Genomic DNA, 23,232 nt, shown 5'->3' on the forward strand with positions numbered 1-23,232 from the left:
GATGGGGGCCGGCATCGATCGCCGTGGAGGCGGTCGGGCCGGATTCTTCCCGTTCGATGGGGGCGCCTTGTGGCGCTGACACTGGCGTTGGCGATCGCGGCCGGGCTGGGCGTGTGGCTGYGTTTCCGCCCCCTGGAGTCGGCCAGGGCACAGCCGGACACCGCCGTGACAGCCATCGAGGGGCGCCAGCCGGGGGGTGGTGCCGCTGGCGGCGAACCGTCGGCGGCGACATCCGCGGCCGGTGCGCAGCCGTCCGCCGGCGCCGCCACGGGTGCGCCGGGGCAGCCGGGGGCGGTGGCGGCCGCGGGCGCGCCGGGCAGCCCGTCCCCGGGCGCGACGCAGCCGCGGCCACAGCCCGCCGTGACGGCGGCTGGGACCGCGCGCATTCTTTCCGGGGACACGGCGGTCACGGTAGGTGGCGGGCTCGTGCTGTCGACGGGTGTCGTCGACCTGGGGGCGGTCAACTCCTCGGCGACCGTGGAGCTGCGCAACACCGGTCGCCAGCCGGTCGACTTCCGGTTCGCCTCCACGCCGCCCTGGCTGTCCGTCGTGCCGGCCACCGGCACGGTCGCGGCGGGCGATCGCAGGGCTGTCGCCATCACCCTCGACCGGTCCGCCGCGCCGGTCGGCGTGTTGGACCGGTCGGTCGCCGTCGCTACCGTCGGCGGCGACGGGAAGGGCGGGACGCTGCGGGTGACCGCCGTGGTCTCCGGCCCGCCGGCCGTCGGCTCGCTGACCGTCACCCCGGCCGTTGTGTACACGACGGGATGTCCGGCCGGGGCCGGGCCGACCGTGTCCACGGTGTCGGTGCGCGCGACGGATTCCACCGGTGTCTTCCGGGTGGACCTGGTCGCTCATCTGCCCGACGGGAGAACGACCACCAGCGCGCTGAACCTGGGCGAGGCCGCGGAGGACTGGTCGGTGTGGTCGGGGCCGGTCGGGCCGTCGGCGGTCCCGGGCTCGTTGTCGTTCACCGTCACCGTCACCGACCTCGACGGGCTGCGCGCGCAGTCCACCGGTTCGCTTGAGATCAGTTCCTGCCCGGCCGCCGCCGAGCCGGCCAGTGCGGGCTGACGGTGCGGCGTGGCCGGTGTCCCACCGGCGTCTCGTACGGTCGCCGTGGGCCGTGGGCCGTGGGCCGTGGGCCGTGGGCCGTGGGCCGTAGGCCGTAGGCCGTGCGCGTGAGGCGGGACGCGAGTGTGGGCACGGGTGTGTGTACGGGCGTGTCCCGGGCAGTCTAGGCTTTCACCCATGGCATCGGTGTCGCTGTCCAAGGGCGGCAATGTATCCCTCAGCAAGGTCGCCCCTAACCTCCGTGCGGTGACCGTCGGTCTCGGCTGGCAGGTACGCCAGACCTCCGGCGCCGACTATGACCTCRACGCGAGCGCGATCGTCGTCGACGACCGCGGCAAGGTTCTCTCCGATCAGTATTTCGTGTTCTTCAACAACCTGGTCAGCCCGGACGGGGCGGTTAAGCACCTGGGCGACAATCTTGTCGGTGGTGGTGGCGGGGACGACGAGCAGATCACGGTCGAACTGTCCGCGCTCGCGCCGCAGGCGTCCAAGGTTGTCTTTGCGGTGTCGATCTATGACGCGGAGGTTCGCCGGCAGACCTTCGGTCAGGTGCGTAACGCCTTCATCAGGGTGAGTGATTCGACTACTGGTACGGAGATCGCCCGGTATGATCTTACCGAGGACGCGTCCACGGAGACCGCGATGATTTTCGGTGAGCTTTATCGATATTCCAGTGAGTGGAAATTCCGCGCGGTGGGCCAGGGATACGCCTCGGGCCTGCGGGGAATCGCCCTCGACTTCGGCGTCAACGTCTCCTGACCGCTGCTGTCCCGGCGGTTGGCGCCGGTCACCAGGACAGCCGAAGCGCTCGGCGGGCCAGGTGGGGCGTCTCCGCGGATGATGACTCTTACGGAGACACCCACTGTTTTCGTCTGCCTGTTTCGTCTGCCTGCTGTCCGCCTGAAGGGCCGCCGACGGTGCGATGATGTTTTTCGTGCCGCTGGCGGCCCGGGGCCTCGACTCCCTGTGCGACGGTGTCAGGTGCTCGGGGTCGGCGTCAGAAGTTCCGATGGCTGCGCGCCGATCGTGGCGGTCGGGCCGCTGGTGACGGACGCCCCCTGGAGATCGACCCGCCATGCTATGGAATGCCGGTGAAGAGCGATGTTCTGTGGGGTCGCCGTGGGCTTTTCCTTGCAGACGAATGCCCGGCGCAGATCGGCATGGCGGTTCTCGGTGAAGAAGTTGACAGCCATCCGGCTCAGCTCACGGGTGCGGTAGACCTCAAGAGGCATCTCGGCCTCGTCGGCGGCGAGCCGTGAGGTCTTGGCGTCCAGYGCCTCCTGCCAGCCCTCGCCGGCCAGTTCGTCGGCGAGGGCCAGCAGGGCGTCGTCGTAGTCCGACGGCCCGTGGGGGAGCAGCCGGTCCACCAGACCCATGGCGGCCGCTTCCACGTCACCGACGGGAAGGCACTCGGTGGTCAGTGTCGCCGCGACATCCTTACCGACTCGTCGTGGCAATGTGTACGTCCAGTATTCGGATCCGTACAGTCCCATGTTGTCGTAGTGCGGGTTGAGCACCACCCCGGTGCGGGCGGCAACCAGGTCCGCGCCAAGCGCGAGCATGACGCCTCCGGCGCCGGCGCTGCCCGAGATGCCCGCGACCACGAGCTGGCTGGTGCAGGTGATGATGGCCTGGCACAGGTCGTCCATCGCGTCGATGTTCGCCCAGGCGGCGGTCGCGGGCCGTTCGGCCGCCTCGATCACGTTCAGGTGGATGCCGTTGGAGAAGAAGGTGTCACCGCCGCGCAGCACGATCACACGGGTGTCCTGCTGGCTCGCCCAGGTGAACGCGGCGAGCAGCCGGCGGCAGTGCTCCGTGGACATGGCGCCGTTGTAGAAGTCGAAACTGATCAACCCGACGGGGCCGTGACGGTGGTAGCGCACGTCCCGACCGGCGTCCGGGTCGGGAGCCTCTGACGTCGCCACCGGCAGCGGCTGGACGTGGTCGGCCACCACCAGGTTGGCCGGGAGTTTGGGTTGGCCGGCGCGGCGGAGGTGCCCGATCCACACCGCGCCGTCGACGGTGGGTACCAGCACGGCGCCGTCCCGCCGGGACAGCAGTGTGTTCTCGCGCTCACCGTCACGGGCCCGCGCGGCGGGGAGGGCGACGACCGGACTGGCGTCGAAGGCGCGTAGCTGCTCACCGAACAGCAGGCAGGGGGCGCCTGGTGAGCCGTCCGATGCCGCCACCTTGCGCAGGACGTCGCTGGTGGTGTCGGTGTCCCAGTCGATGCGCCGGTCGTCGGCGCGGGTGGAGGGCCGCAGCCTGCCGCGCAACCGGTGTGCCGGGATGCTGTCGAGCGGTGTGGGCACGAATCCGACGACCTGCGCCTTGTCGACCACGTCGTGGATGAYGGCCATGGCCGCGTCGGTGACCGGCCCGTTGTAGAGTGCCGACTTGCTCATGCCGAGTGGGACGGCGAACTCCCGGGTCGACCAGATCGGCCCGGCGTCCATCTCGGCGACGGCCTGCAAGGCCGTGACTCCCCAGGTCGACGCCCCTTCCAGAATGGCCCAGTCGAGCGAGGACGACCCGCGGTCACCGACCGGCCCCGGGTGAATGATGATCGTCTGTCGGGTCGTCCAGATGTCGTCCGGTACCCGTTCGCGCAGGAAGGGGCATATGATCAGGTGAGGATCGGACAGCTGGACGGCCTCGCGCATCGTTTCCGCGCTGAGCGCGAGCTCGACCGTCAYACGGTGGCCCGCGCGCCGTAACTCGATCCATGCCCGCTGGGTGAGCCCGTTGAATGCGGACGCGAGTAGAAGAATCTTCATTTTCTTTCCTTGTCAGAGGTCAGATCGAAACTCCGAACGGGTTTTCGGGTGAACCTGTTTTCCCGGGATCGGGACACGGGGGTGCGTGGATCCGCGGGCTGGTCCCGCGACGGGTGGCGGCCACTGGTGCGGTGATCGTCACTGGCGGTCGTGTCACCGTCCCGGAGATCGCGACAGGCGGTGGTTCTTCCTGGCCGGACCGAGTGCGTCGGGGTCCGCGGCGGAGGAGTGCGGGACGGGGGAGGGGATGACCTGCGTGGTTACGGCACCGGCGCCGGCAGTGGATGCCGGCTGGTGTGAATGCGCCGCACCGCGCGGTGAGGGGCTGCTGTCAGCACGGGAAAAGCTGGCCGGGGTAGGCCTTTCTGAGCGGGCGGGGGGGTGGTGATGATCGGGTATGGGGGCGCCGATCCCGCCGGTCGCGGCGAAGATGATGAACATCAGAACGATGGACGCGGTGAAAGCGGTGATGGTCCCCATGGCGAAAGGATCGACGCCGTGAGGTCGTGGCACGGCGGGGTCGGCGGTGACGCGGGTGGCTGCCATGCCCGTGTAGTGCATCCCGCACACCGCGACCGCCATGATCACCGATGCGACGATGCGTAGGCTGACACCACCGATGTGGAACGCGATYCAGAAGGCGGCTGTCGAGGCCACGACGGCGATGACAATGGACAGGCCGACCAGCGGCATCGCGTAGCTGATCGTCCCTTGGGTGTGCATCGCGTACATGCCGGTGTAGTGCATGGCGGCGACACCGGCTCCCGCGACCACTCCGCCGGTGAGCAGCCGCAGGACGTTGTCGGGATCGGCGGCTACCACCGTGAGTCCGACGCCGGCCACGACCACGGCGGTGAGCAGCGACAGGGCGGTGACCACCTCGTTGAACGTGATACCCAGCTCTATACGGTAAGCGACCATCCCGACGAAGTGCATCGACCAGATCGCGCACCCGCCCAGCGCCACGGCCGTGAGAGTCGTCCACGCCAGTCGACGGGCGCCGGTGGTCGTACGTAGGCGGACCGCGCACGCCAGGGCCGCGAACGAACCGAACGCGGCGAGAAGGAAGGAGAGCAGGACGAACACGGGGTCGTACGAGGCATGCAGATGTTCTGCTGCGGCACTGACCGGTCCCATCCCAACCCCCAGGAGTTCGCCACATGCCACCAGGGGGCTGCCGAGTAACGGTATTTGATCAGCAGCCTCCGGATCTTCCGGCTGGGCAACCATAGCCGGACCAGGGTCAGTCAGGTGATCGGCCTCACGCTAAAATGAGTTAACTAATTAAATTATTTTAAATAATCTTTTATTTAAAGAAACTTTTACAGACGAAGCGTCATCAGGCGAAAAATTTTGCTCCGACAGCGTAAACATTTACTTCAAGTGACGCTTCCGGAACGGATGACCCGAGCGACGGCCGACGGTCCGCTGGCGGGCGACGGCCGCCGGCGGACCGAAGGCGATGCGATCATGCTTTTCCGCGCTCGTGGTTCCCGCCGGGCCCGGAAGCCGATCCGGAAGGTTCGGCGGGCTCAGGTCCCCGTGCCGCTACGAGGCACGACTGGTCGGATGACGACGGTGCGCGACCACCATCACCCGGACGGACAGCGTGTTCGCGTCCACCTGGTAAAGAATCCGCCAGGACGGGCCGGTCGCCTCCCACATCGTCGAACGCGACTCCGACAGGGGTGTGCCCGCCCGGCGCGGATCGTTGCGCAGCGGGCCGCCCAGGAACCGGCGGATCTCGCCGGCGGTCCGGTCGGGCAGCCGCTGCAGGTCGCGCTCGGCCGATGCCGCGACGGTCACCTCATGGCGGGGGCTCATGCCGCCACGCCGTTCGTCCGTGGGCGCGGCGAGCACGGGGCCGGCGCGCATGTCCGGTTCTTCACATGGTGATCGTAGAAGTCTCCGCCACCGGCCGCCGGAGTTTCCGACCGGGCGGGAGAAAGGGGCAGGGCTGCCCCGTCCGTCTCCACAACCCGTGACGGGATCTGTGACGGCGCGGCAGCCCGTGACAGCGCGCCGGGCCCGGCGGTGACGGACATGACGCCAAGATTACCCATGTCACTCGACGCCCAGCCGCCACTCGGGCACGCGCCGTACACGGCCCGGCGCCGGCGTGACCGCTGGCCCCGCCCGCTCACGAAATGTCCGGCGGCCCCGGCGGACGTGGAATGACCGTGCCGGTGTCACGGGTTGGTGCTGGGCGTGCGCTACGGAACCGACGAGATCATCCGACGGATGCTGGCCGACACGAAGGTGTGGGCGATAGTGGGGCTGTCGCAGAACACCTCCCGGGTCGCCTACTCCATCGCGGGCTATCTGCGCGCGAATGGCAAACGGACCGTTCCGGTCCACCCGTCCGCGCCCGTGGTCGCGGGTGAGCAGGGGTACGCCTCGCTGGCGGAGATCCCGTTCCCGGTGGATGTGGTGGACCTCTTCGTCCGCTCGGAGCTGGTCGGCCCGGTGGTCGACGACGCGATCGCCATCCGCGCCGGGGGGATCTGGATGCAACTCGGTGTCCGTGAYGACGCCGCCGCCCGGCGGGCGGAGCGGGCCGGAGTGCCCGTCGTCATGGACACCTGCCCCGCCATGGAGGCGCCCCGCCTGGCCGTCTGGGCATCCTGACCACAGCCCCGGTCACCAGCCGCGCCTCCCGCGCTCCCCGTGCGCCCTACGTACCCGAGCGCCTACGCGGTGAGTGGAGTGTGTGGCCCTCCGGTGTCGCCGGCGCTGCGGCTGCCGGGGCAGCCCGGGCCGGCGGCCGGACGAGAAACGGGAGATCCGCTGCCAGCCCAGCGCCGCGGCCGGCGGGAGCAGCACCAGCGTCGGTAACAGGTAGCGGTAGTCGAAACACACCGTGGCGGACGGGACCACCAACAGCGCCATCCCCGCCGTCACCAGCAACGCGCAGTCCGCGCGCAACCGCCCGACCTCGCTGCCAGCGCCAGTGTCGCTGCCAGCACCAGTGCCGCCGCCGGTGTCGGCACCGTTGTCAGCGCTGGTGTCACGCTCGGTGCCAGTGTCATTCTCGGTGCCAGTGTCGCTGTCGGAGCTGGTGCCGCCGGCCCGCCCGCGACTGGCGCGCCCGCCCGTGGGCAGAAAGCCGGCAACACCGAGCGCCACCATGACGGCCAGCGCCGGCCCCGGGGTGAAAACGTAGCGCTGGTAGGCCCGCAGGAGCGCGGCCGGCCCGGGGTCGACCTGCCGGGCGACCTGGGTACCGTCGAAGGTGATCAACGGCGCGCTGATGTTCCAGTAGGCCGGCACCGCCTCGGCGGGGAACTGCCAACTACCGACGTGCCAGTCGCGGGCCCCCACCCACCGGCCGGGCGTGAAGAAATGGGCCACCTCACCGGTCACCATCCGCGTGTAGTCCACCGGTTGGCACAGGATGACCTCGTGGGCGAACTCGGCCAACGCGGCCTCCTTCCGGTCCRCGGGGAGATCGACGGTGAACCGGGGGCTGGCGTGGTTCCACACGTAGTAGTTCGGCCCGGGCCGCTGCRCCGGCGGATGCGGCGAGCAGAACAGACGGGCGTCCGGGCTGAGATCCAGTTGTGCGCAGTCGGCGATGGGCGCCACCCGGCCGTACAGCCAGTACGTGTCACCCCCGGTCAGGGCGTAGGCGCCGTGGATGGAATGGAACCAGACGGCGTACCCCACCAGCGGTGCGGCCAGCGCGCCACCGAAGACGACCGAACGTGACCAGCCGAGCCGTCGCAGCAGCACCCAGGCCAGCGCCAGCAGCCCCAGGACGACTCCCACCGTGCGGACCAGCGACGCCAGGGCCAGGCAGCCCCCGGCGAGTCCACAGGCCGCCACGGACGGTTTCGGTGCCCACAACAGGGCTGCGACGGCCGCGACGAGCAGCGCCTCGAACAGCGTCTCCGCCATGACGAAGTGCTCGATGTTCACCTGGTAGGCGTCCAGCAGCACCGGCGTCGCCGCCAGCGCCGACACTCGGGGAGTCAGYCCGCGGTGCACCAGCAGCGCGTAGAGAAGGATGCCGAGCAGGACGCCCGTGAGGTGCTGGACGGCCGGTACCACCCACAGCTGGTGCGTCACGGACAGTGCGCGCAGCAGCAGGGGGTAGCCCGCCGGTCGGACCGGATCGGGCACCAGGGGCCGGGCGAGCCGCAGGTAGGCCATGGAGTCCCCGGAGAACTCCAGCGCCGGCCGATAGGCGATCATGGCCAGGGCTCGCAGGACGACAGCCGGGATGACGACGATCGTGATCGGAACGATGACGGCGGCCGAGGGGCGTCCGCGGGCCGCCGCCCGACGGGCGGAGCCCGGCTGTGCCCGCCCCGGCCGTGGGGGATCGGGCCGGGGCAGGTGCGGCCGGGGCGTCCGCGGCCGGCGTCGGTCCCGATCCACCGGGGCCTCCTGATCACGTTATGCGCGGGTCGCCGGCAGGGYGACCGGTCACACCTCCGTAAAGGGTCCCGAGAAAACGTACCGAAGGGATTTTCCGGCTATCGGTCGACATCCGGACAGTATCCGGTCGACATCCGACCGACATCCGACCGGCATCCGGTTGGCATCGTCATATCCGGTATCTGTCACCAGGTGCTTCCGGACCGCTGACACGAGGCAGCGGCTGTCGCAAATCGAGACGCAAGGCGAGCGAATGGAGACACAAGGCGCGACGCGCCGGGCCGCGGCGGCCGGGTCGTATGCCGCTGTCCCTGTCGTCCTACTACCGACACCCTGAGAGCGCAGGCCGATGTGACGTCCGTTACGCGGAGGCGTAATCTTCTGTGACTGTGCGAGGAACACCGGTTTCTGGAGATCCATCGACAACGACGTCGGCGAGTCCACAGGTACGTCAAACCGGCCGGGGGGGTTGTCCTCACCAGCCACCGTGCCCGTCCGCCAACAGTCCCGACCGGGACGCTGCGCGGGTGACGAACCGGCACTGCGATCAGGGCTGGAGTCTGCTGTGTAATGGTGTGATCCTTTTTGACGACACGGGGGAGATTCTGCCGACGGGGGGCATCATCGAACCGCGGCGGGTGCCTCCGATGCCGAGGAGCATGGTCGGCAGCGGTGCGGTTGCCACGCGGCAACCGATGGCCGTGCCCACACCACGCGTCCGGACGGTGTGAGGCGGCCGCCCGGCCCGAACCGGCCCGTGACAATCATTCGATCAAAGGGTATGCGCGGATGACTGTCCGGGCGGGTATCCGGGTATACGGCGGCCCCGGCAGGGCCGCTCTCGAAGGGGCCGCTTCCGAAAAGTCCTGAGCGGACCTGTCCGGCTGAGCAGTGCGTAATGGCATCTTTACGCGTGGCTGACGGGCGCCGCCGGGGCTGTCCGGCCGGACGGGTATGCGCGCGGGTTTTCCGCCCGCTCGGCGGCCGGGGCCGGCACGCCGTCAGGCTGGAGAGCGCGCGGGACGGTCCTGACGTGCGGGATGGCCCTGACGTGTGCGTCGGCCTGGATCCCGCCGGTCCCTCCGACCGCGCCGATCGACAGCCATCTGACCGTGGCCGAGCCACCTCCGGTAGAAGGTCGCTCGTCCGGGCGCCGCCAGTGTGACCGCGCGTCCGCGCGCGTGCGTCGGGCGGCCGGCCACGGCCTGGCGGCCTAGCGGTAGCGGTTGGTGTCGTAGCGTTCCTGGAGCGGGACCAGCGTGTGCAGCGGCGCGGTCAGGCTCGCGACGGTGTCGGGGTCGAGGATGTCCTGGACGAGCAGGGCGCACGCGAGGTCCGCGCAGAGTTCCATGACCCGCTGGTCGGTGCCGACGTCCACGGAGTCGATCGTCGTGTGGCAGGACGGGCACAGCCGCCAGAAGCCCTCGGCGGCGCTGCGGCGTACCAGCGTCCACACCCGGCGGCGTCCCGTGCGCACGGCGCTGTTGAACGCGATCTGCATGGCGTCCTGGTGGGCGCTCTCGTCCCGGGTGAACGCGGCGACCAGCAGGCGGTCGTAGGTTCGCAGGCTGTCGGCATCGTGACAGCGCCGTGACAGCGCCGGCAGCGCGGCAAGCACCCGCTTGACCTCGGATCCGAATGGGCCGAGATCTGGTTCGTGCCCGCGGCTGCGGGGGTAGACAGTGCGCCAGGGCCGCAGCAGCGCCGCGTACTCCGACCGGGTGAGAACCGGCTTGGCGTAGGCGGCCGCGATCGCGTCCCGGACCGCCTTGAGCGCGGTCGCGGTGACGTTCGGGTCGACCGTCACGTAGTCGTCGATGCCGGCGAGGTCGTCGGCGTAGATGGCCGACAGGGCGTCGAACGCGGCGAGGACCTCGATGACCAGCGGCGCGTCCGGTGAGAGTGCCTTGTCCCGTGCGGTGGCGAGTTGTGGCGTGTTGCGCCAGGCCGAGGCAAGCTGGTTGAGTTCGGCGTCACTGGTGTGCACGAGTTGGGCAAGAATCGCGAGGATCCCACGGAGATTGGGATGATTCTCCAGTCTGTCGATCCTACGGAAACGCAGAATCATGCCGGTTTCCCCAGCTTCGTACAGGCCATGTCACGTTTTCGTATTCCGGCGATGACGCCGAGTAGTATTTCTGTCCGTGGCGGCTCTGGCATCTGCTGTCGCGTCCGGCTGTCGGCAGCCGTCACATCGCCTCCTCACGAGGCCCTCTGGTCGCGCCTGGGGGCCAGTTGGCCACTGGTCGGCCAAAGGCCCCGTTCTTCCTGGACGTCCGACTGGGATCATAGCCGTCGGGGCGAATAGGTTGGACCATGGTCTCGGCAGCATGTACGTCGGATGAACCCTACGGCAACTGGCGCACCGATAGTAGCCGCAACGATGGTAGCCGGAGGACGCGGGCCAGCGACAGGAAAGGGGCGCGAGTGACTGTGACCGATATCTCGGCGTTGCGGGGGGCGGGGATTGCCGTCAGACGCGCGGACGGTCGGGCGGTGACCCGGAATGACTGGCTGGACTCCCGCCACTCGTTCGCGTTCGGTCGCCACTATGATCCGGCCAACACCCATTTCGGCCTGCTGCTGGTCAGTAACGACGACYATGTCGCTCCCGGTGGCGGCTTCGCCACCCATTCACACCGGGACATGGAGATCGTGACATGGGTGCTGGAGGGTGAGCTCCTGCACACCGATTCCACCGGGACCCATGGCACCATCCGGCCCGGGGTCGCTCAGCGTATGAGCGCCGGTACGGGGATCCTGCACGCGGAGATGAACGCGGTGGGCGCCACCGATGATCCGTGGACAGCCGATGCCCCGGGCGCCAGTCCCGTCCCCGGCGATCCGGGCACCGTCCACTTCATCCAGATGTGGGTGACCCCCGACCACACCGGGATCACGCCCAGTTATGCCCAGCGGGACGTGACGGACGCCCTCGCCACCGGTGAGCTGGTGACGATCGCCGGCGGGGAGGGCTCGAACGCCGCCATCGACATCCAGCAGCGCAAGGCGGTCCTGCACGCGGCGCGCCTGCCCGCCGCCGGCCGGGTGCACCTGCCGTCCGCGCCGTGGGCGCACCTGTTCGTCGCGCGCGGCGCGGTCACGCTGGAGAGCGCGGGCGAACTCGATACCGGGGACGCGGCCCGGATCAGGGGCTGTGACGGGCTTGCCGTGACCGCCGAGGCCGGACCGGCAGAGATCCTGGTATGGGAGATGCACGCCGCACTGGGACGCTGACCGACCGGCTGGCCGGCCCGACCGGCCGGCCCGACCGGCCGGCCCGACCGACCGAGCTGGTCGGCGGCCGGCCGGTCGCCACTGGGGCTTCAACGCAGTGTGACACCTCCTGGTGTCACGCCTCCCGCAGCCGGTACCGGCGGATCGCGTCCTCGACGACCGTCGCCTTGATCGCACCGTGGCGGGTCAGAGCTTCCAGGGTCGCCACCGTGATCGACTCGGCGTCGACATGGAAGTGGCGGCGCAGCGCCGCCCGGGTGTCCGAGCGTCCGTAACCGTCGGTGCCCAGGGAGGAGTAGTCMTGGGGAATCCAGCGGGAGATCTGGTCCGGTACCGCACGCATCCAGTCGCTGACGGTAATCACCGGCCCGGGTGCCCCCTGTAGGAGCCGGGTCACGTACGGCCGGCGTTCCACCGAGTCCGGGTTGAGCAGGTTGTGCTCCTCGCAGCTGAGCGCCTCGCGGCGCAGCTCGTTCCAGGAGGTCACCGACCACACGTCCGCCTGTACGCCGAAGTCGTTCGCGAGCAGTTCCTGGGCGTCCAGCGCCCAGCGCATCCCGGTGCCGCTGGCCAGCAGCTGCGCGCGGGGCGGCTCGGCGTCCGACGACCCGCCCGCCGAGGAGCCGGTGTCGGCCGGCGGCCGTACCGGCAGGCCCGCCTCGGCGAACGGCCGGAACAGGTACATGCCGGCGAGTATCTGCGCCGGGTCGACCCCGGCCGGCTCGGCCGGCTGCGGGAACGGCTCGTTGTAGACGGTCAGGTAGTAGAAGACGTCCTCGCTGCGTTCGCCGTACATGCGGTCGAGGCCGTCCCGGACGATGTGGGCGACCTCGAAGGCGAACGCCGGGTCGTAGGCCACACACGCCGGGTTCGTCGAGGCGAGCAGCAGGGAGTGGCCGTCCTGGTGCTGAAGCCCCTCGCCGTTGAGGGTCGTGCGGCCCGCGGTGGCCCCGAGCAGGAAGCCGCGGCCGAGCTGGTCACCGAGCGCCCACATCTGGTYGCCGGTCCGCTGGAACCCGAACATCGAGTAGAACACGTACACCGGAATCATGTGCACCCCGTGGGTGGCATATGCGGTGCCCGCGGCGATGACCGATCCCATCGAACCGGCCTCGTTGATTCCCTCGTGCAGCATCTGGCCGGACTCGGACTCCTGGTAGGAAAGCAGGAGCTCACGGTCCACGGCCTCGTAACGCTGGCCGTGCGGTGAGTAGATCTTGGCGGTCGGGAACATGGCGTCCATACCGAAGGTGCGCGCCTCGTCCGGAATGACCGGGACGAACCGGGCGCCCATCTCCTTCGTCTTGATCAGGTCCTTGAGCAGCCGGACGAAGGCCATCGTGGTGGCCACCGGCTGCTTGCCCGAGCCCCGGCGCAGGTCACCGAAGATTGACTCCGGCGGCTGCGGGAGAGGCCGGGCGCGCACGACCCGTCGCGGCAGCGTGCCGTCCAGCGCGGCCCGCCGTTCCCGCATGTACTGGATCTCCTCCGAATCCGGGCCGGGATGGAAGTAGGGCGGCAGGCCGCTCTCCAGCTCGGAGTCGGGAATGTCCAGGTAGAGCCGGTCGCGAAACTCCTTGAGATCGGCCTTGGAGAGTTTCTTCATCTGGTGCGTGGCGTTACGCGCCTCGAAGTCCTTGCCCAGCGTCCAGCCCTTGATGGTGTGGGCGAGGATGACGGTGGGCTGGCCGGTGTGCTCGGTCGCCGCCTTGTAGGCCGCGTACAGCTTGCGGTAGTCGTGCCCGCCGCGGGAGAGTTTGCGCAGCTCGTCGTCGGACAGGTCCTTGACCATACGGCGCAGCCGCGCGTCCACTCCGAAGAAATGTTCCCGGATGTACGCGCCGGACGATGTCGTATAGGTCTGGAACTGGCCGTCCGGGGTGGTGTTCATCCGGTGGACGAGCACCCCGTCGGTGTCCTTGGCCAGCAGCGGGTCCCAGTCGCGGCCCCAGACCACCTTGATGACGTTCCAGCCGGCGCCGCGGAACAGCGACTCCAGCTCCTGCATGATTTTCCCGTTGCCGCGGACCGGCCCGTCGAGGCGCTGCAGATTGCAGTTCACGACGAAGATGAGGTTGTCGAGCTCCTCGCGCGCGGCGATGCCGAGCGCGCCGATCGACTCGGGCTCGTCCATTTCGCCGTCACCGAGGAAGGCCCACACCCGGCTGCCGGAGGTGTCCTTGATCCGCCGATTCAGCAGATAGCGGTTGAACCGGGCCTGGTAGATGGCGTGGATCGGCCCGAGGCCCATCGAGACGGTCGGGAACTCCCAGAAGTCGGGCATGAGACGGGGATGCGGATAGGAGGACAGCCCACCGGGCTCGCCCTCCCGGCGGAACGCGTCGAGCTGCGCCGCGGTCAGCCGGCCCTCGAGAAAGGCCCGGGCGTAGATACCCGGCGAGGCGTGTCCCTGAATGAACACCTGGTCGCCCGAGTCGCCGCCGGGCCCGCCGGTCAGGTTGTCCTTGCCGCGGAAGAAGTGGTTGAATCCCACCTCGTACAGAGCGGCGCTGGACGCGTATGTCGCGATATGTCCGCCGACACCGTATTCGGGCCGGTTCGCACGGCTTACCATGATGGCCGCGTTCCAGCGGACATAGGCCCGGATGCGCCGTTCTATGTGCTCGTCCCCGGGGAACCACGGTTCCCGCTCCGGCGGGATGGTGTTGATGAAATCGGTGCTGGTGAGTCCGGGCACTCCGACAGCCTTCTCCCGGGCCCGTTCCAGCAGCTTCAGCATGAGGAATCGGGCCCGGCCACGGYCCTGCTCGTCGATCACCGAGTCCAGGGACTCCAGCCATTCGCCGGTTTCGGACGGGTCGATGTCCGGCAACTGGCTGGGAAGCCCGTCGGTGATGACCGAGAACCTCCTGCCGCTGTCCTTCGCCACGTGTTCTCCCTGACGTCACTTGGTCGTTGTGCGCATGCTTCGTCGTGAGTGGGTCCCCTTCCATCGTGCTCTGCGCGGGGGGGCTCGTCACGCTTCCCGACGTTACTTGTGGCCCACCCGGTCGAAGAACACACGATCATGATTTTTCTCGGGTGTGCGGGGTGCTGGGGAACTGACCTGGATCGACGGCCGTGGGTACGCACCGTCGTCGGCGCGCCGCCCCCGCGGGACGGGGCGGCGCGCCGACGACGGTGCCTGGTCACCGGGCCGTCAGACCGTCCCGGCGGCACCCGGCTGCCGGCGCGGCCGGGGCAGAGCGGCGTCGGGCCGGCGGGAGCCGGTGGGTAGGGGCGGCCGGGGCCGCTCCGCCGGGGCGCGGCCGGGCCGGGCGGCGAGCCCGCGGCGGCTCCAGCGGGCCCACCGCCCGCCGTGGGACGTCCACCGTGGACATCCGTGGGACATCCCAGGGCCGGGACCGGAGCGGGACAATGGGACGGGGAAGGGGACGCGGGCACGACGACGGTGACACGGCGACGGTGGCACAGGGGGAAGCGAGGCGGAAGCGCGCGGGAAGCGCGGCGGAGGAAGAAGGTCGGGAGAGGGCGGAGCATGGAGACGACCACGGTGTCCGTACACACCGGTGGGACGGAGTGTGTCCGTGATCTCACCGGGCACGCCCGTCGGTTCGTGGCCGGGCGCGGGGACGGGCTGCTGTCGGTGTTCGTTCCGCACGCGACCGCCGGAGTCGCCCTGCTCGAGCTCGGTTCGGGCAGCGACGCCGACCTGCTCGCCACGCTCGATGAACTGCTGCCGGCGGACGGCCGCTGGCGGCATGCCCACGGCTCGGCGGGTCACGGGCGCTCGCACGTCCTGCCGGCGCTGATCTCCCCGTCGCTGACCGTGCCGGTCCTCGACGGCCGCCTRCTCCTCGGAACATGGCAGTCGATCGCGCTCGTGGATCTCAACGTGGACAATCCTGAACGCACTGTTCGACTCTCGTTTCTGTCCGGATGAGCCGGTACGGGTGGCACCTTTGTCCACAACTACCGGCGTGGCACTTGCGCTGCCCCGGGGTGCTCCGGTGGACTAGGTCCACGGTGGTGCGCGCAGCAGGTGGATCGAACAACCGCCGTGCCGTACAGCCGGTGCTCACGGGCAGCGTGCCCGCGGGCAGCTGACACGAGTAGGAGGTTGTTGAGGGTGAGTCCGACCGCGGCGAACGCCGAGGGTCAGCGGCGTGCGGAACGTCTGGGCATTACGCCCGGGGTACTGGTTCAGTCGCTCAACGAAGACAACGACATCGCCTATGATCTTCTCGACGCCGTCACCTCGGCCAGCGGAACGGAACTCGTCCCGGAGGACTCCGACGATGTGGTCGATGTCGTACTGCTGTGGTGGCGGGACGACGACGGCGACCTTGTTGAGGCACTCATCGACGCGCGCCGCCAGTTGTCGGAGGTCGGTGTGATCTGGCTGTTGACGCCGAAGGCCGGCCGGGCCGGCCATGTGGAGCCCAGCGACGTGCTGGAGGCCGTGCCGGCCGTCGGCCTGGTGCAGACGAGCACCGTCAGCGTCGCCACCGAGTGGGCCGGCATGCGGCTTGCCGCTCCCAAGTCCCAACGGGTCCGACACCGCTAGCCGTCCGTCAGGGCGGCGGGCCCTCTCAACCGGGTGGCCGAGGGACGGGCTGCCAGTACCGCCTGCGCGCCGTGGGCATCCCTTGCCGGGCCCTGGCACCGGTGGTGACGACCACCAGCCAGACGGGCGAGGACCCGGGCCGATACCGGCGTCCCCGTCCGGCCTCGGCTGGGGGGCCACAAGCGCCGGGTTCCCGGGGACGGCCCCACCCAGCCGCGGACGGTGACCGGTTCGACCGGAAGGCCCGGCGGGGRCCTGCGRGTGATACCCGGCTTTCGGGCACCCGCGAGCGCCCCTGCCGGGCCGTCTCGCACGCGGCCGTACCGGCGGTGGGAACCCACCGCCGGAGGCCGACCGTCATCGAAGATCAACGAGAATGTGTCGTTGGATACACTCACCGGCCCGGAAAGCGTATCCGCCAACACACTCGCCCCGATCGTGTCCCGGGCGGGCAGGCGGGCAGGCGGGCAGGCGGGCGGCGTCCCCGCCGTGTGGACCGGCAGGCCAGGCAGACCGATCAGGTGTACGGACAGCTCAGGCGTACAGAGGGACCTGCTGCCCTTCCAGCGAGCCCGGGTAGCGGCCCCAGATTTTGTTGATCTCGTACTGGAGGTACAGCGGGCCTCCACCGACGAGCCAGAGGACGAAGGCGACACCGGCGCTCAGTTCGGGTAGACCGGCCGCTCGCTGGGCCTGGCGGGCACGGGTGCCCAGCCGCCACACGGCCACGAACGGTGGCACGATCAGGAACGCCCCGAACGTCACCGCGAGCACCGACAGGACCGGGTTGACGTCGATCCGCCGGTCGTAGGCGTTGAGCTCCTTGTTGGTCTTGTAGACCCACACGATGCCGTAGATGCCAAGGGTGATCAGAGGCAGGCCGAGCCAGGACGCGAAGGGATTGCGTCGTTTGCCGCGGATGCCCGCGCCCACGGGTTGTGGGTGGCCGCCGGGAACAAGGGCACCCGACGTGGGGTACCCGGCCCCGTATCCGGGCTGCTCCCCGTATCCGGGGTTGTTGTGGCGGTCCCCGGGCGGGGGCTGGCCGTACGGATTCGTACTGTGTGGCCCCGGCGGTTGCTGTCCGTATCCGTGTTGACCATACGGACCGAAATTCTGATCGGTCACCGTGCCCCCTGCGTTTTCGTGTGCCGTCGTCTGTACATCCCCCGCGGTTTCATACACCCCTGACGGATGCGCCGATCCGGGCCGATCGGAACAACACCGGCAGACCACCCGGCTGCCRCGCGAGGTGTCCGCTGTCGAAGGAAGCGGATACACCCATGTAACAGATGGGAGCTTGAAGCGGACGGGAGCGAGTGACGCAGGCGCATCCGGGTCGACGGGACGGGATGAATGTTACCGGCCGGGACATCTGGGCAGTAGTCCCCGGTCACGTCGGCGCCGCACGACTGATCGGAAACCGCGGGAGGTGACAGGAGGTCGGCAGGAGGTCGTGGGCGGTGGCACCCGGCACGGGCGGTCGCCGGCACGAGGGATCCTGATCCAGGGGCCGAACAGATGGCATGCTGGGAACGGGTGGCCAGCCGCCCCTTATCCGAATACACACCGTTACTGTCGAGAGGATGTGCCAGTGGCCGTCGACGTAGGCAGCATCGCCCCTGACTTCACCCTGCGTGATCAGAACAACGAGGAGGTCACACTCTCGGAGTTCCGCGGGCGGCGTAACGTCGTGCTCCTGTTCTACCCCCTGACCTTCACCGGTATCTGCCAGGGCGAGCTCTGCGCGGTTCGCGACGAGCTCTCGTCGTTCCAGAACGACGATGTGCAGGTCCTCGCGGTCTCGGTCGACTCGCCCTACGCCCACAAGGTGTGGGCGGAGCGCGAGGGATACGACTTCCCGCTGCTGGCGGACTTCTGGCCGCACGGCGAGGTGGCGCGCAGCTATGGCGTCTTCGAGGAGAGCAAAGGATTTGCCCTGCGGGCGACCTTCATCATCAACAAGGAGGGTGCCGTCCACTGGAAGATCGTGAACAGTCCCGGTGAGGCTCGGGACCACGCCGAATACCTCAAGGCGCTCGCCGCGCTGTAGGCTGCACCCGGTCTTTCCCGTCACATCAGGTTGCAGGATGCCGTGCTTTCGTTGTCACACCCGCCAGACCGACCCCACCCGGGGAGCCAGCCCGTGGCGGCGGGCGGTCGTGGCGGGGGAGCAGGTGCTGTTCTGCCCGCAGTGCCAGCAGACGGTCGGCTGGTCGCAGACCCTCGACCGCTGCGGCAGCTGCGGCTCGACACGCCTGGCCAAGGCTCTCGGCTCGATCTCGTGTCAGGACTGCGGCCGGGAGACCTCCCCGGCACCAGCCGGTTCTGATCTTCCGGTCCACGTTCCGGCGCCGCTGCCGGGAAGCGCGTCCGCACCGCCGGTGCCCGCGCCCCCCGAACTCAGCGCCGAGGTCGAAGCCGCCCTCGCGCGGATGCTGGGCAACAGCCTGAGGTGACCGGTGACGTGTGCCCGCTCGGCCCGTCCGACCGGCGGCAGGGCCAAGCGGGCACACGCGCGGGCCAGCGGCGCGCCCGGACAGCCGGCAACACCGGACAGTCGGCAACCCCGCGCCGGGCCMGGACGGACGTTCCCCGGCGTGGACAACGTCGACATCCGTGCCGGGCACCGGTTTCCGTGGCACCCATCCCCCACAGCCGTGCGCTGTTGCGTACGCTTACGAGCATCCCGGGCGCGTAGCTCAGCGGGAGAGCGCTCGCCTTACAAGCGAGTGGTCGCAGGTTCGATCCCTGCCGCGCCCACGGGCTGGCTTCGGCTGCTTGTCGATCTGCGATCGACTGCGCTACCAGCCGCGATGTCTGCCGGGGGGCCAAGCCCCCCGTGACCCCCCATGATCAACACCTCTGGGGGTTTTGTGGCTTTTGAGGGGTTGCCGCGCCGGCGGCGGGGGTGCGTTTCAGCGGGCCAGGCGGGTGATGAGCCGGTCTCCCCGGGCCAGGGCGCCGGGGAGTCCGCGGGAGATCCGGCCGACCAGGCGCTCACGGTTGCGGCCGTGGCGGGCGGCGAGCGGTGGGGCGGTGACAGCGGCGATGGCGGCGATGGCGGCGATGCCGGCCAGCGGGCGTCCATAGATGCTGATCTCGGCCACGCGTCCGGTCGGGTCCAGACGGAAGTGTTCGGCCAGGTCGATGTCGTGGCCGCCGATGCGCCCGCGGGCGCCGAACACGCACTCGTCGTCGCCGGTGAACACGAAGGTGCGTTCCCAGCTCTGGAAACCGGCGAGGACGTGAGACATGAGCGCGCCCACCTCTGCCCTGCCGGTGAACCGCACGGCGGTGACGGGCGAACTGAAGACGATGTCCTCGGCGTACAGGGCCATGAGCGCCGCGTGGTCACGAGATGTCATAGCTTGCGCGACCGCGTCGGCGGTCTGCCGTGGATCCATGTTCACAACACTCCCAGTAACTGGACACGGTGGTCGCTGGACAGGTCTCCTGGTCATCGACCGAGGATGATGACGAGTAGACCGGCCAGCGCGATGCTCTGCAGGGCGGCCCGGGTCCAGATGACGCTGTCCCAGCGTTGCTGGAGGGCTCGGGTGTCCGCCGGGACGGTGTGGTTGGCCGCGGCCGCGCGGAGCCGTCTGTTGATCGGTGCGCTGACGCGTACGTAGATCGCGAGCCAGGCCAGCAGCGCGGCCAGCGCTGTCGCGCCGCCGATGCGCGCGGGGTTGGTGTCGCTGGCCACGGTGGCGAGCGCCGCGGCGAGGACGGAGACCGCTCCGGGCACGGGCAGCCGGCGATCTCCGTACTCGTGGACCCGGCCGAGCAGGTCGGCCACGGAGGCGTCAGCGGCATCGACCGCGGCAGGGCGCAGTACGAGCGCGGAGAAGACGTCGGTGCCATAGATGATCGCGGCAGCCGCGACTGCGACGAGCGCGGCGGCGGTGGCCAGGCTGCTCACAACTGCCTCTTTCCAGTCGGTTCCGCTGCTGATCGGCCGCTGTGCCGAGGTGACGTGGGTGATGCGGGTGACGCCGGTGCGGGCAGGGCGCGGGTGAGGCAGTCGGTCAGCGCCTCCTCGAGCAGGGCGTGCAGCGCGGCGGAGTCGACGTCGACGCGGCCGACGACCAGCAGCGCGACCAGCCCGTGCGCCGTGGCCCACAGTTGCAGCACGTGCTGCTCGGGCTGCCGGTCGCCGGCGGCGGCGAGCAGCCCGGTCAGGACGTCGCCGACGGCCTGCCCCTCGACCCAGGTGTCGGCGGCGGGCATGCGCACGCCGCCCAGGCCGTACATGAGCTGGTACAGGTCGGGTTCGGTCAGGGCGAAGTCGAGGTAGGCGTGTGCGGCCCGTCGGATGGCCGCGACGTCTGTGCCGTCCGGGACGTCCGTGTCGGACGCCTCGGCGGCGGATTCGGCCGCCGGCCGTCGGCCTGCGGTGTCCATCGCGTCGCGCAGCCGGGCGAATCCGTCGCGGATGAGGGTGAGCAGGATGTCGTCACGGCCGGTGAAGTAGCGGTAGGAGAAGTTCGTGGAGTAGTCGATGCGCTCCGCCAGCCGCCGCATGGTCACCGTCTCCCAGCCCTCGCTCCGGGCCAGTTCCCGCGCGGCGGACAGGATCGCCTCGCGAGCGGCGGCGCGTTCCCGCTCTCGGCGCCGCCGCGCACGCGTCGGTGCCGGGCCGTTCTGGCCGTCCTGCGCGTCGATCGTCATCGGTTGTCGGCGTCTCCGGTCAGCTGCGCGAAGAACGCCTGCCCGTCGAGCTGGTCCCAGTGCTCCACGGCCATGCCGTCGACCACGCGCCAGATATCGATCGAATGCATCACCACCGCGCGCCCGGTCGGTGGCAGCCCCATGAAAGGGCCCTGGAACGTCGCCCGGTAGGTGAACCTGCCGGCGACCCGGTCCCTGTCGACGAGGACGTCGTCAAGGCTGACCTCGGTGTCCGGGAACGCGGCGAACCACTGCGTCCAGAACACCCGGTTCGCCTCGCGCCCGTCCTCGACGAACGGGTTGTGGTTGATGTAGTCCGCCGCGATGAAGCCGTCAACCGCGTCCGGATCGTGATCGTTCATCAGGTCGGCGAACGCGTGCGCGACCGTCCCGGGCCGCCGTTGTGTGCTGCTCGTGGTCATGGTTCCCCTCCGGTCGTCATGGTTACGCTGTAACCAGCGTGTACGCCGTAACCAGATCGGTCAAGAGTGAACGAGACAGGACGCGGGAAGCCTTACGGATCGCTGAGCGTGGCCGGTGTTGGGGTCATGGTGGCGACTGGATGACTCCGAGGCGTCATGTGTTACCGGAGAGCGTCGGTTCGCGGTCTGCGCCTCGTCGGACGGCGGGCTGGCGAATTCCGTCTGCTCAGGTTGTCTGCCAGGCGGTGATGAGTTCGGCTGGGCCGTAGATGGCGGTGAGGCCGGTGGCGGTGACTCCGCCACGGCTGACCGCGACGAGGGGGAGCGGCTCGTCGGTGAGCGCGGCCCGGTATTTCTGTAGCACCGCGAGGTCGTGGTGGTCGAACGCGGAGCGTTCCAACCATTTGATGGAGCCGAGGAAGTAGAGCTCCTTGGCGACCGGTTCCCGGTCGGCGGCGACGATATCGATCTGGATGGTGTTCGGCCGGTTCCAGTAGGAGCCGACGGCGGGGGCGGCGGGCAGCGTCTGGTCGGGCAGCAGGCGGGCGAGGGAGTCGCGCAGGAGCGGTTCGACCGCCCGGCCGCGCCAGGACGTCCACCCGTCGCGGATCCGGGCCAGGGTGAGGTCGCCGCGGCGGCGTTCGATCTCCGGCAGGTACGGGCCGATGAACCGTAGCCAGAACCGCAGGTAGGGGTCGGTGACCCGGTAGCGGCGTTCCTTCGAGCGAATGGTCCAGACAGGCAGTTCGGCTGCCACGATCCGTTTGCTGACGAGAAGTTCGAGCGAGCGGGTGAGACTGGTGTGCGCCATCACGCCGGCCGCACGGGCGATGTTGGTGAACGCGCTTTCTCCGCTGCCGATAGCGGACAGTACGTCTCGGGCGTTTGCCGAGCCGGGGAACTCGGCGGCGAGCGAGCGTTCGGCGGAGACGAGCAGCGCGGAGACGGGATTCGCCAGTTCGGCGGCGAGAAAGGACCACAGATCCCCACCCGCCGGCCAGGCCGCGCAGATCAGCGGCAGCCCGCCGGTCACCAGCGCCGCGTCGAACGCCTCGGCCGGACCCAGTCGCAGCATCTGCCCGACTTCGGCGGGGTTGAGCGGGCCCAGCACCATCTCCTGCCCGCGCTGGTGGAACGGCCGCCCGTACGAGCCCAACGCCTCCATCATCGACAGGTCCGATCCGATCAGCACAAGCAGTACCGGCCGGCGGCTGAGCTCCCTGTCCCAGGCGCGTTGCAGCACCCCCTCGAACGCGTCGACGCGGTCCATCAGGTACGGCACCTCGTCGATCACCACGATGCTCGGGCGGTCGTCGGGGAGGAGCCCGGCCAGTTGCCGCAGGGCCGCGCTCCAGTTCCCGGGCACCGAGTCGGCGAATACCGTCCGTTCCGGCAGCGTGGACGCGGCGACCGCCTCCCGCAGCGCTTCCAGTTCGACGTCGGCGGACGCCCCGGCGGCGGTGAAGAACACCGCGGGAACATCGGCTCGGTCGACGAACTCCTCGACCAGACTTGACTTGCCGATCCGCCGCCGCCCACGGACGAGAAGGCACCTGCCCGGCCGCGACGATCCGACCTGCGCCTCCACCGCCCGCAGCAGCCCGTCCAGCGCGGCCAGCTCCCGCTCCCGCCCCACAAAATCGACCATGGCCACCGCCTGCCGGCTGGGATACTACCGCTGTTGATACTATCGACAGCGATACTATCGAACGCCGCCCTGTCCTGACCGTTACCTCTGGCCGGTCCCTCTCTGTGTGCCGGGCAGGGCTGTTTGTCTGCTGCTGGGACGGCCGGTGGCCAGGATCTCGATGAGATCACACAAAGTCATGATCTGTTGTGCTGAGTAGTGACGCTGGGGCCTGATCTGGGTGGGTGTTCATGTTGGGGTGACTGCGTCCGCCTTGGTATCTGGCCAGCAAGCTCTGTGTCGAGCAGGCGAGGGGCGTATGCATGCACAGACGATTATGATCAAGGATTTAGCACGCAGTTGACCATGGAGATAGCACATAGATCATCTGTAAAACAGCACGCCGGTGAATCGTGATCCAACGCGACTGTGTCGGCGTGGTCGGTGACGGCTGTGAGCTCGTCCGGTGGCTGTCTCCGCGCATCCTGGCCAAGGATGTCCGGAGGAGGCCGT

The 23,232-nt window shown here is 69.4% G+C and carries 21 protein-coding genes and 1 tRNA gene; 10 read left to right on the top strand and 12 right to left on the bottom strand.

What is annotated here, in order from left to right:
• The first annotated feature begins 69 nt into the window (after positions 1 to 69).
• Positions 70 to 1,074 carry a hypothetical protein gene (locus BL254_RS26065; protein ID WP_139342306.1) on the top strand — a complete coding sequence of 335 codons (1,005 nt, stop codon included), beginning with the start codon at positions 70 to 72 and terminating at the stop codon, positions 1,072 to 1,074.
• Positions 1,075 to 1,251: 177 nt separating this feature from the next.
• Positions 1,252 to 1,833: a TerD family protein gene (locus tag BL254_RS13955; RefSeq protein WP_076843500.1), complete on the top strand. Its 582-nt coding sequence runs from the start codon at positions 1,252 to 1,254 to the stop codon at positions 1,831 to 1,833.
• Between the two features lie 218 nt (positions 1,834 to 2,051).
• Here BL254_RS13955 and BL254_RS13960 read toward each other — a convergent pair whose 3' ends face one another.
• The 3 genes from BL254_RS13960 to BL254_RS13970 form a co-directional block, all read right to left on the bottom strand.
• Entirely contained in the window at positions 2,052 to 3,851 is a 1,800-nt protein-coding gene (locus BL254_RS13960) for a hydrogenase maturation protein (RefSeq protein WP_076843501.1), read from the bottom strand.
• A 153-nt stretch (positions 3,852 to 4,004) separates the two neighbouring features.
• On the bottom strand, positions 4,005 to 4,988 hold the full coding sequence (locus BL254_RS13965; protein WP_076843502.1) for an MHYT domain-containing protein: 984 nt from the start codon (positions 4,986 to 4,988) through the stop codon (positions 4,005 to 4,007).
• A 411-nt stretch (positions 4,989 to 5,399) separates the two neighbouring features.
• On the bottom strand, positions 5,400 to 5,726 hold the full coding sequence (locus tag BL254_RS13970) for a cytotoxic translational repressor of toxin-antitoxin stability system (protein ID WP_083731075.1): 327 nt from the start codon (positions 5,724 to 5,726) through the stop codon (positions 5,400 to 5,402).
• Positions 5,727 to 6,092: 366 nt separating this feature from the next.
• On the opposite strand from BL254_RS13970, the gene BL254_RS13975 reads away from it, so the two are divergent.
• Positions 6,093 to 6,479: a CoA-binding protein gene (locus tag BL254_RS13975; RefSeq protein ID WP_047222784.1), complete on the top strand. Its 387-nt coding sequence runs from the start codon at positions 6,093 to 6,095 to the stop codon at positions 6,477 to 6,479.
• Between the two features lie 12 nt (positions 6,480 to 6,491).
• Here BL254_RS13975 and BL254_RS13980 read toward each other — a convergent pair whose 3' ends face one another.
• Positions 6,492 to 8,231 (bottom strand): hypothetical protein, encoded by a 1,740-nt coding sequence (locus BL254_RS13980; protein WP_076843503.1) that lies wholly within the window; start codon positions 8,229 to 8,231, stop codon positions 6,492 to 6,494.
• Between the two features lie 527 nt (positions 8,232 to 8,758).
• Between BL254_RS13980 and BL254_RS29460 the strand changes: the two genes are divergently transcribed.
• Positions 8,759 to 8,962 carry a DUF5999 family protein gene (locus tag BL254_RS29460; protein WP_043603574.1) on the top strand — a complete coding sequence of 68 codons (204 nt, stop codon included), beginning with the start codon at positions 8,759 to 8,761 and terminating at the stop codon, positions 8,960 to 8,962.
• A 482-nt stretch (positions 8,963 to 9,444) separates the two neighbouring features.
• Here BL254_RS29460 and BL254_RS13990 read toward each other — a convergent pair whose 3' ends face one another.
• Entirely contained in the window at positions 9,445 to 10,299 is an 855-nt protein-coding gene (locus BL254_RS13990) for a hypothetical protein (protein WP_047222738.1), read from the bottom strand.
• A gap of 365 nt (positions 10,300 to 10,664) precedes the next feature.
• On the opposite strand from BL254_RS13990, the gene BL254_RS13995 reads away from it, so the two are divergent.
• Complete coding sequence (locus BL254_RS13995; RefSeq protein WP_083731082.1) at positions 10,665 to 11,468, top strand: pirin-like bicupin family protein; 804 nt, start codon at positions 10,665 to 10,667, stop codon at positions 11,466 to 11,468.
• 115 nt (positions 11,469 to 11,583) lie between these two features.
• On the opposite strand, the gene aceE is transcribed toward BL254_RS13995, so the two are convergent.
• On the bottom strand, positions 11,584 to 14,358 hold the full coding sequence (gene aceE, locus BL254_RS14000; protein ID WP_076843505.1) for a pyruvate dehydrogenase (acetyl-transferring), homodimeric type: 2,775 nt from the start codon (positions 14,356 to 14,358) through the stop codon (positions 11,584 to 11,586).
• A 609-nt stretch (positions 14,359 to 14,967) separates the two neighbouring features.
• Here aceE and BL254_RS14005 point away from each other — a divergent pair.
• Together BL254_RS14005 and BL254_RS14010 are read left to right on the top strand one after the other, a co-directional pair.
• Positions 14,968 to 15,372, top strand: coding sequence for a YjbQ family protein (locus BL254_RS14005; protein WP_047222739.1), 405 nt, complete (start codon positions 14,968 to 14,970; stop codon positions 15,370 to 15,372).
• Between the two features lie 186 nt (positions 15,373 to 15,558).
• Positions 15,559 to 15,996 carry a DUF3052 domain-containing protein gene (locus BL254_RS14010; RefSeq protein WP_047222740.1) on the top strand — a complete coding sequence of 146 codons (438 nt, stop codon included), beginning with the start codon at positions 15,559 to 15,561 and terminating at the stop codon, positions 15,994 to 15,996.
• 534 nt (positions 15,997 to 16,530) lie between these two features.
• On the opposite strand, the gene BL254_RS14015 is transcribed toward BL254_RS14010, so the two are convergent.
• Positions 16,531 to 16,929, bottom strand: coding sequence for a DUF4234 domain-containing protein (locus tag BL254_RS14015; RefSeq protein WP_047222741.1), 399 nt, complete (start codon positions 16,927 to 16,929; stop codon positions 16,531 to 16,533).
• A 661-nt stretch (positions 16,930 to 17,590) separates the two neighbouring features.
• Here BL254_RS14015 and BL254_RS14020 point away from each other — a divergent pair.
• The 3 genes from BL254_RS14020 (at position 17,591) to BL254_RS14030 (ending at position 18,759) form a co-directional block, all read left to right on the top strand.
• Positions 17,591 to 18,049, top strand: coding sequence for a peroxiredoxin (locus tag BL254_RS14020; RefSeq protein WP_047222742.1), 459 nt, complete (start codon positions 17,591 to 17,593; stop codon positions 18,047 to 18,049).
• Positions 18,050 to 18,086: 37 nt separating this feature from the next.
• Positions 18,087 to 18,455, top strand: a complete 369-nt coding sequence (locus BL254_RS14025; protein WP_047222743.1) for a hypothetical protein — start codon at positions 18,087 to 18,089, stop codon at positions 18,453 to 18,455.
• A gap of 232 nt (positions 18,456 to 18,687) precedes the next feature.
• Positions 18,688 to 18,759: transfer RNA gene (locus BL254_RS14030), tRNA-Val, on the top strand.
• A 155-nt stretch (positions 18,760 to 18,914) separates the two neighbouring features.
• Here the strand turns inward: BL254_RS14030 and BL254_RS14035 are convergent.
• The 5 genes from BL254_RS14035 to BL254_RS14055 all read right to left on the bottom strand — a co-directional run bounded on the left by BL254_RS14035 (position 18,915) and on the right by BL254_RS14055 (position 22,740).
• Positions 18,915 to 19,403: a nuclear transport factor 2 family protein gene (locus BL254_RS14035; RefSeq protein WP_047222744.1), complete on the bottom strand. Its 489-nt coding sequence runs from the start codon at positions 19,401 to 19,403 to the stop codon at positions 18,915 to 18,917.
• A gap of 53 nt (positions 19,404 to 19,456) precedes the next feature.
• On the bottom strand, positions 19,457 to 19,921 hold the full coding sequence (locus BL254_RS14040) for a DUF1772 domain-containing protein (RefSeq protein WP_047222745.1): 465 nt from the start codon (positions 19,919 to 19,921) through the stop codon (positions 19,457 to 19,459).
• Positions 19,918 to 20,670: a TetR/AcrR family transcriptional regulator gene (locus BL254_RS14045; RefSeq protein ID WP_052914514.1), complete on the bottom strand. Its 753-nt coding sequence runs from the start codon at positions 20,668 to 20,670 to the stop codon at positions 19,918 to 19,920. The genes BL254_RS14040 and BL254_RS14045 overlap by 4 nt, the downstream gene beginning before the upstream one ends.
• Entirely contained in the window at positions 20,667 to 21,092 is a 426-nt protein-coding gene (locus BL254_RS14050; protein WP_047222746.1) for an ester cyclase, read from the bottom strand. The genes BL254_RS14045 and BL254_RS14050 overlap by 4 nt, the downstream gene beginning before the upstream one ends.
• 226 nt (positions 21,093 to 21,318) lie before the next feature.
• Complete coding sequence (locus BL254_RS14055) at positions 21,319 to 22,740, bottom strand: ATP-binding protein (RefSeq protein WP_076843506.1); 1,422 nt, start codon at positions 22,738 to 22,740, stop codon at positions 21,319 to 21,321.
• Positions 22,741 to 23,232 lie beyond the last annotated feature (492 nt).

The sequence above is a fragment of the Protofrankia sp. BMG5.30 genome, assembly GCF_001983005.1.
GTDB lineage: Bacteria > Actinomycetota > Actinomycetes > Frankiales > Frankiaceae > Protofrankia > Protofrankia coriariae.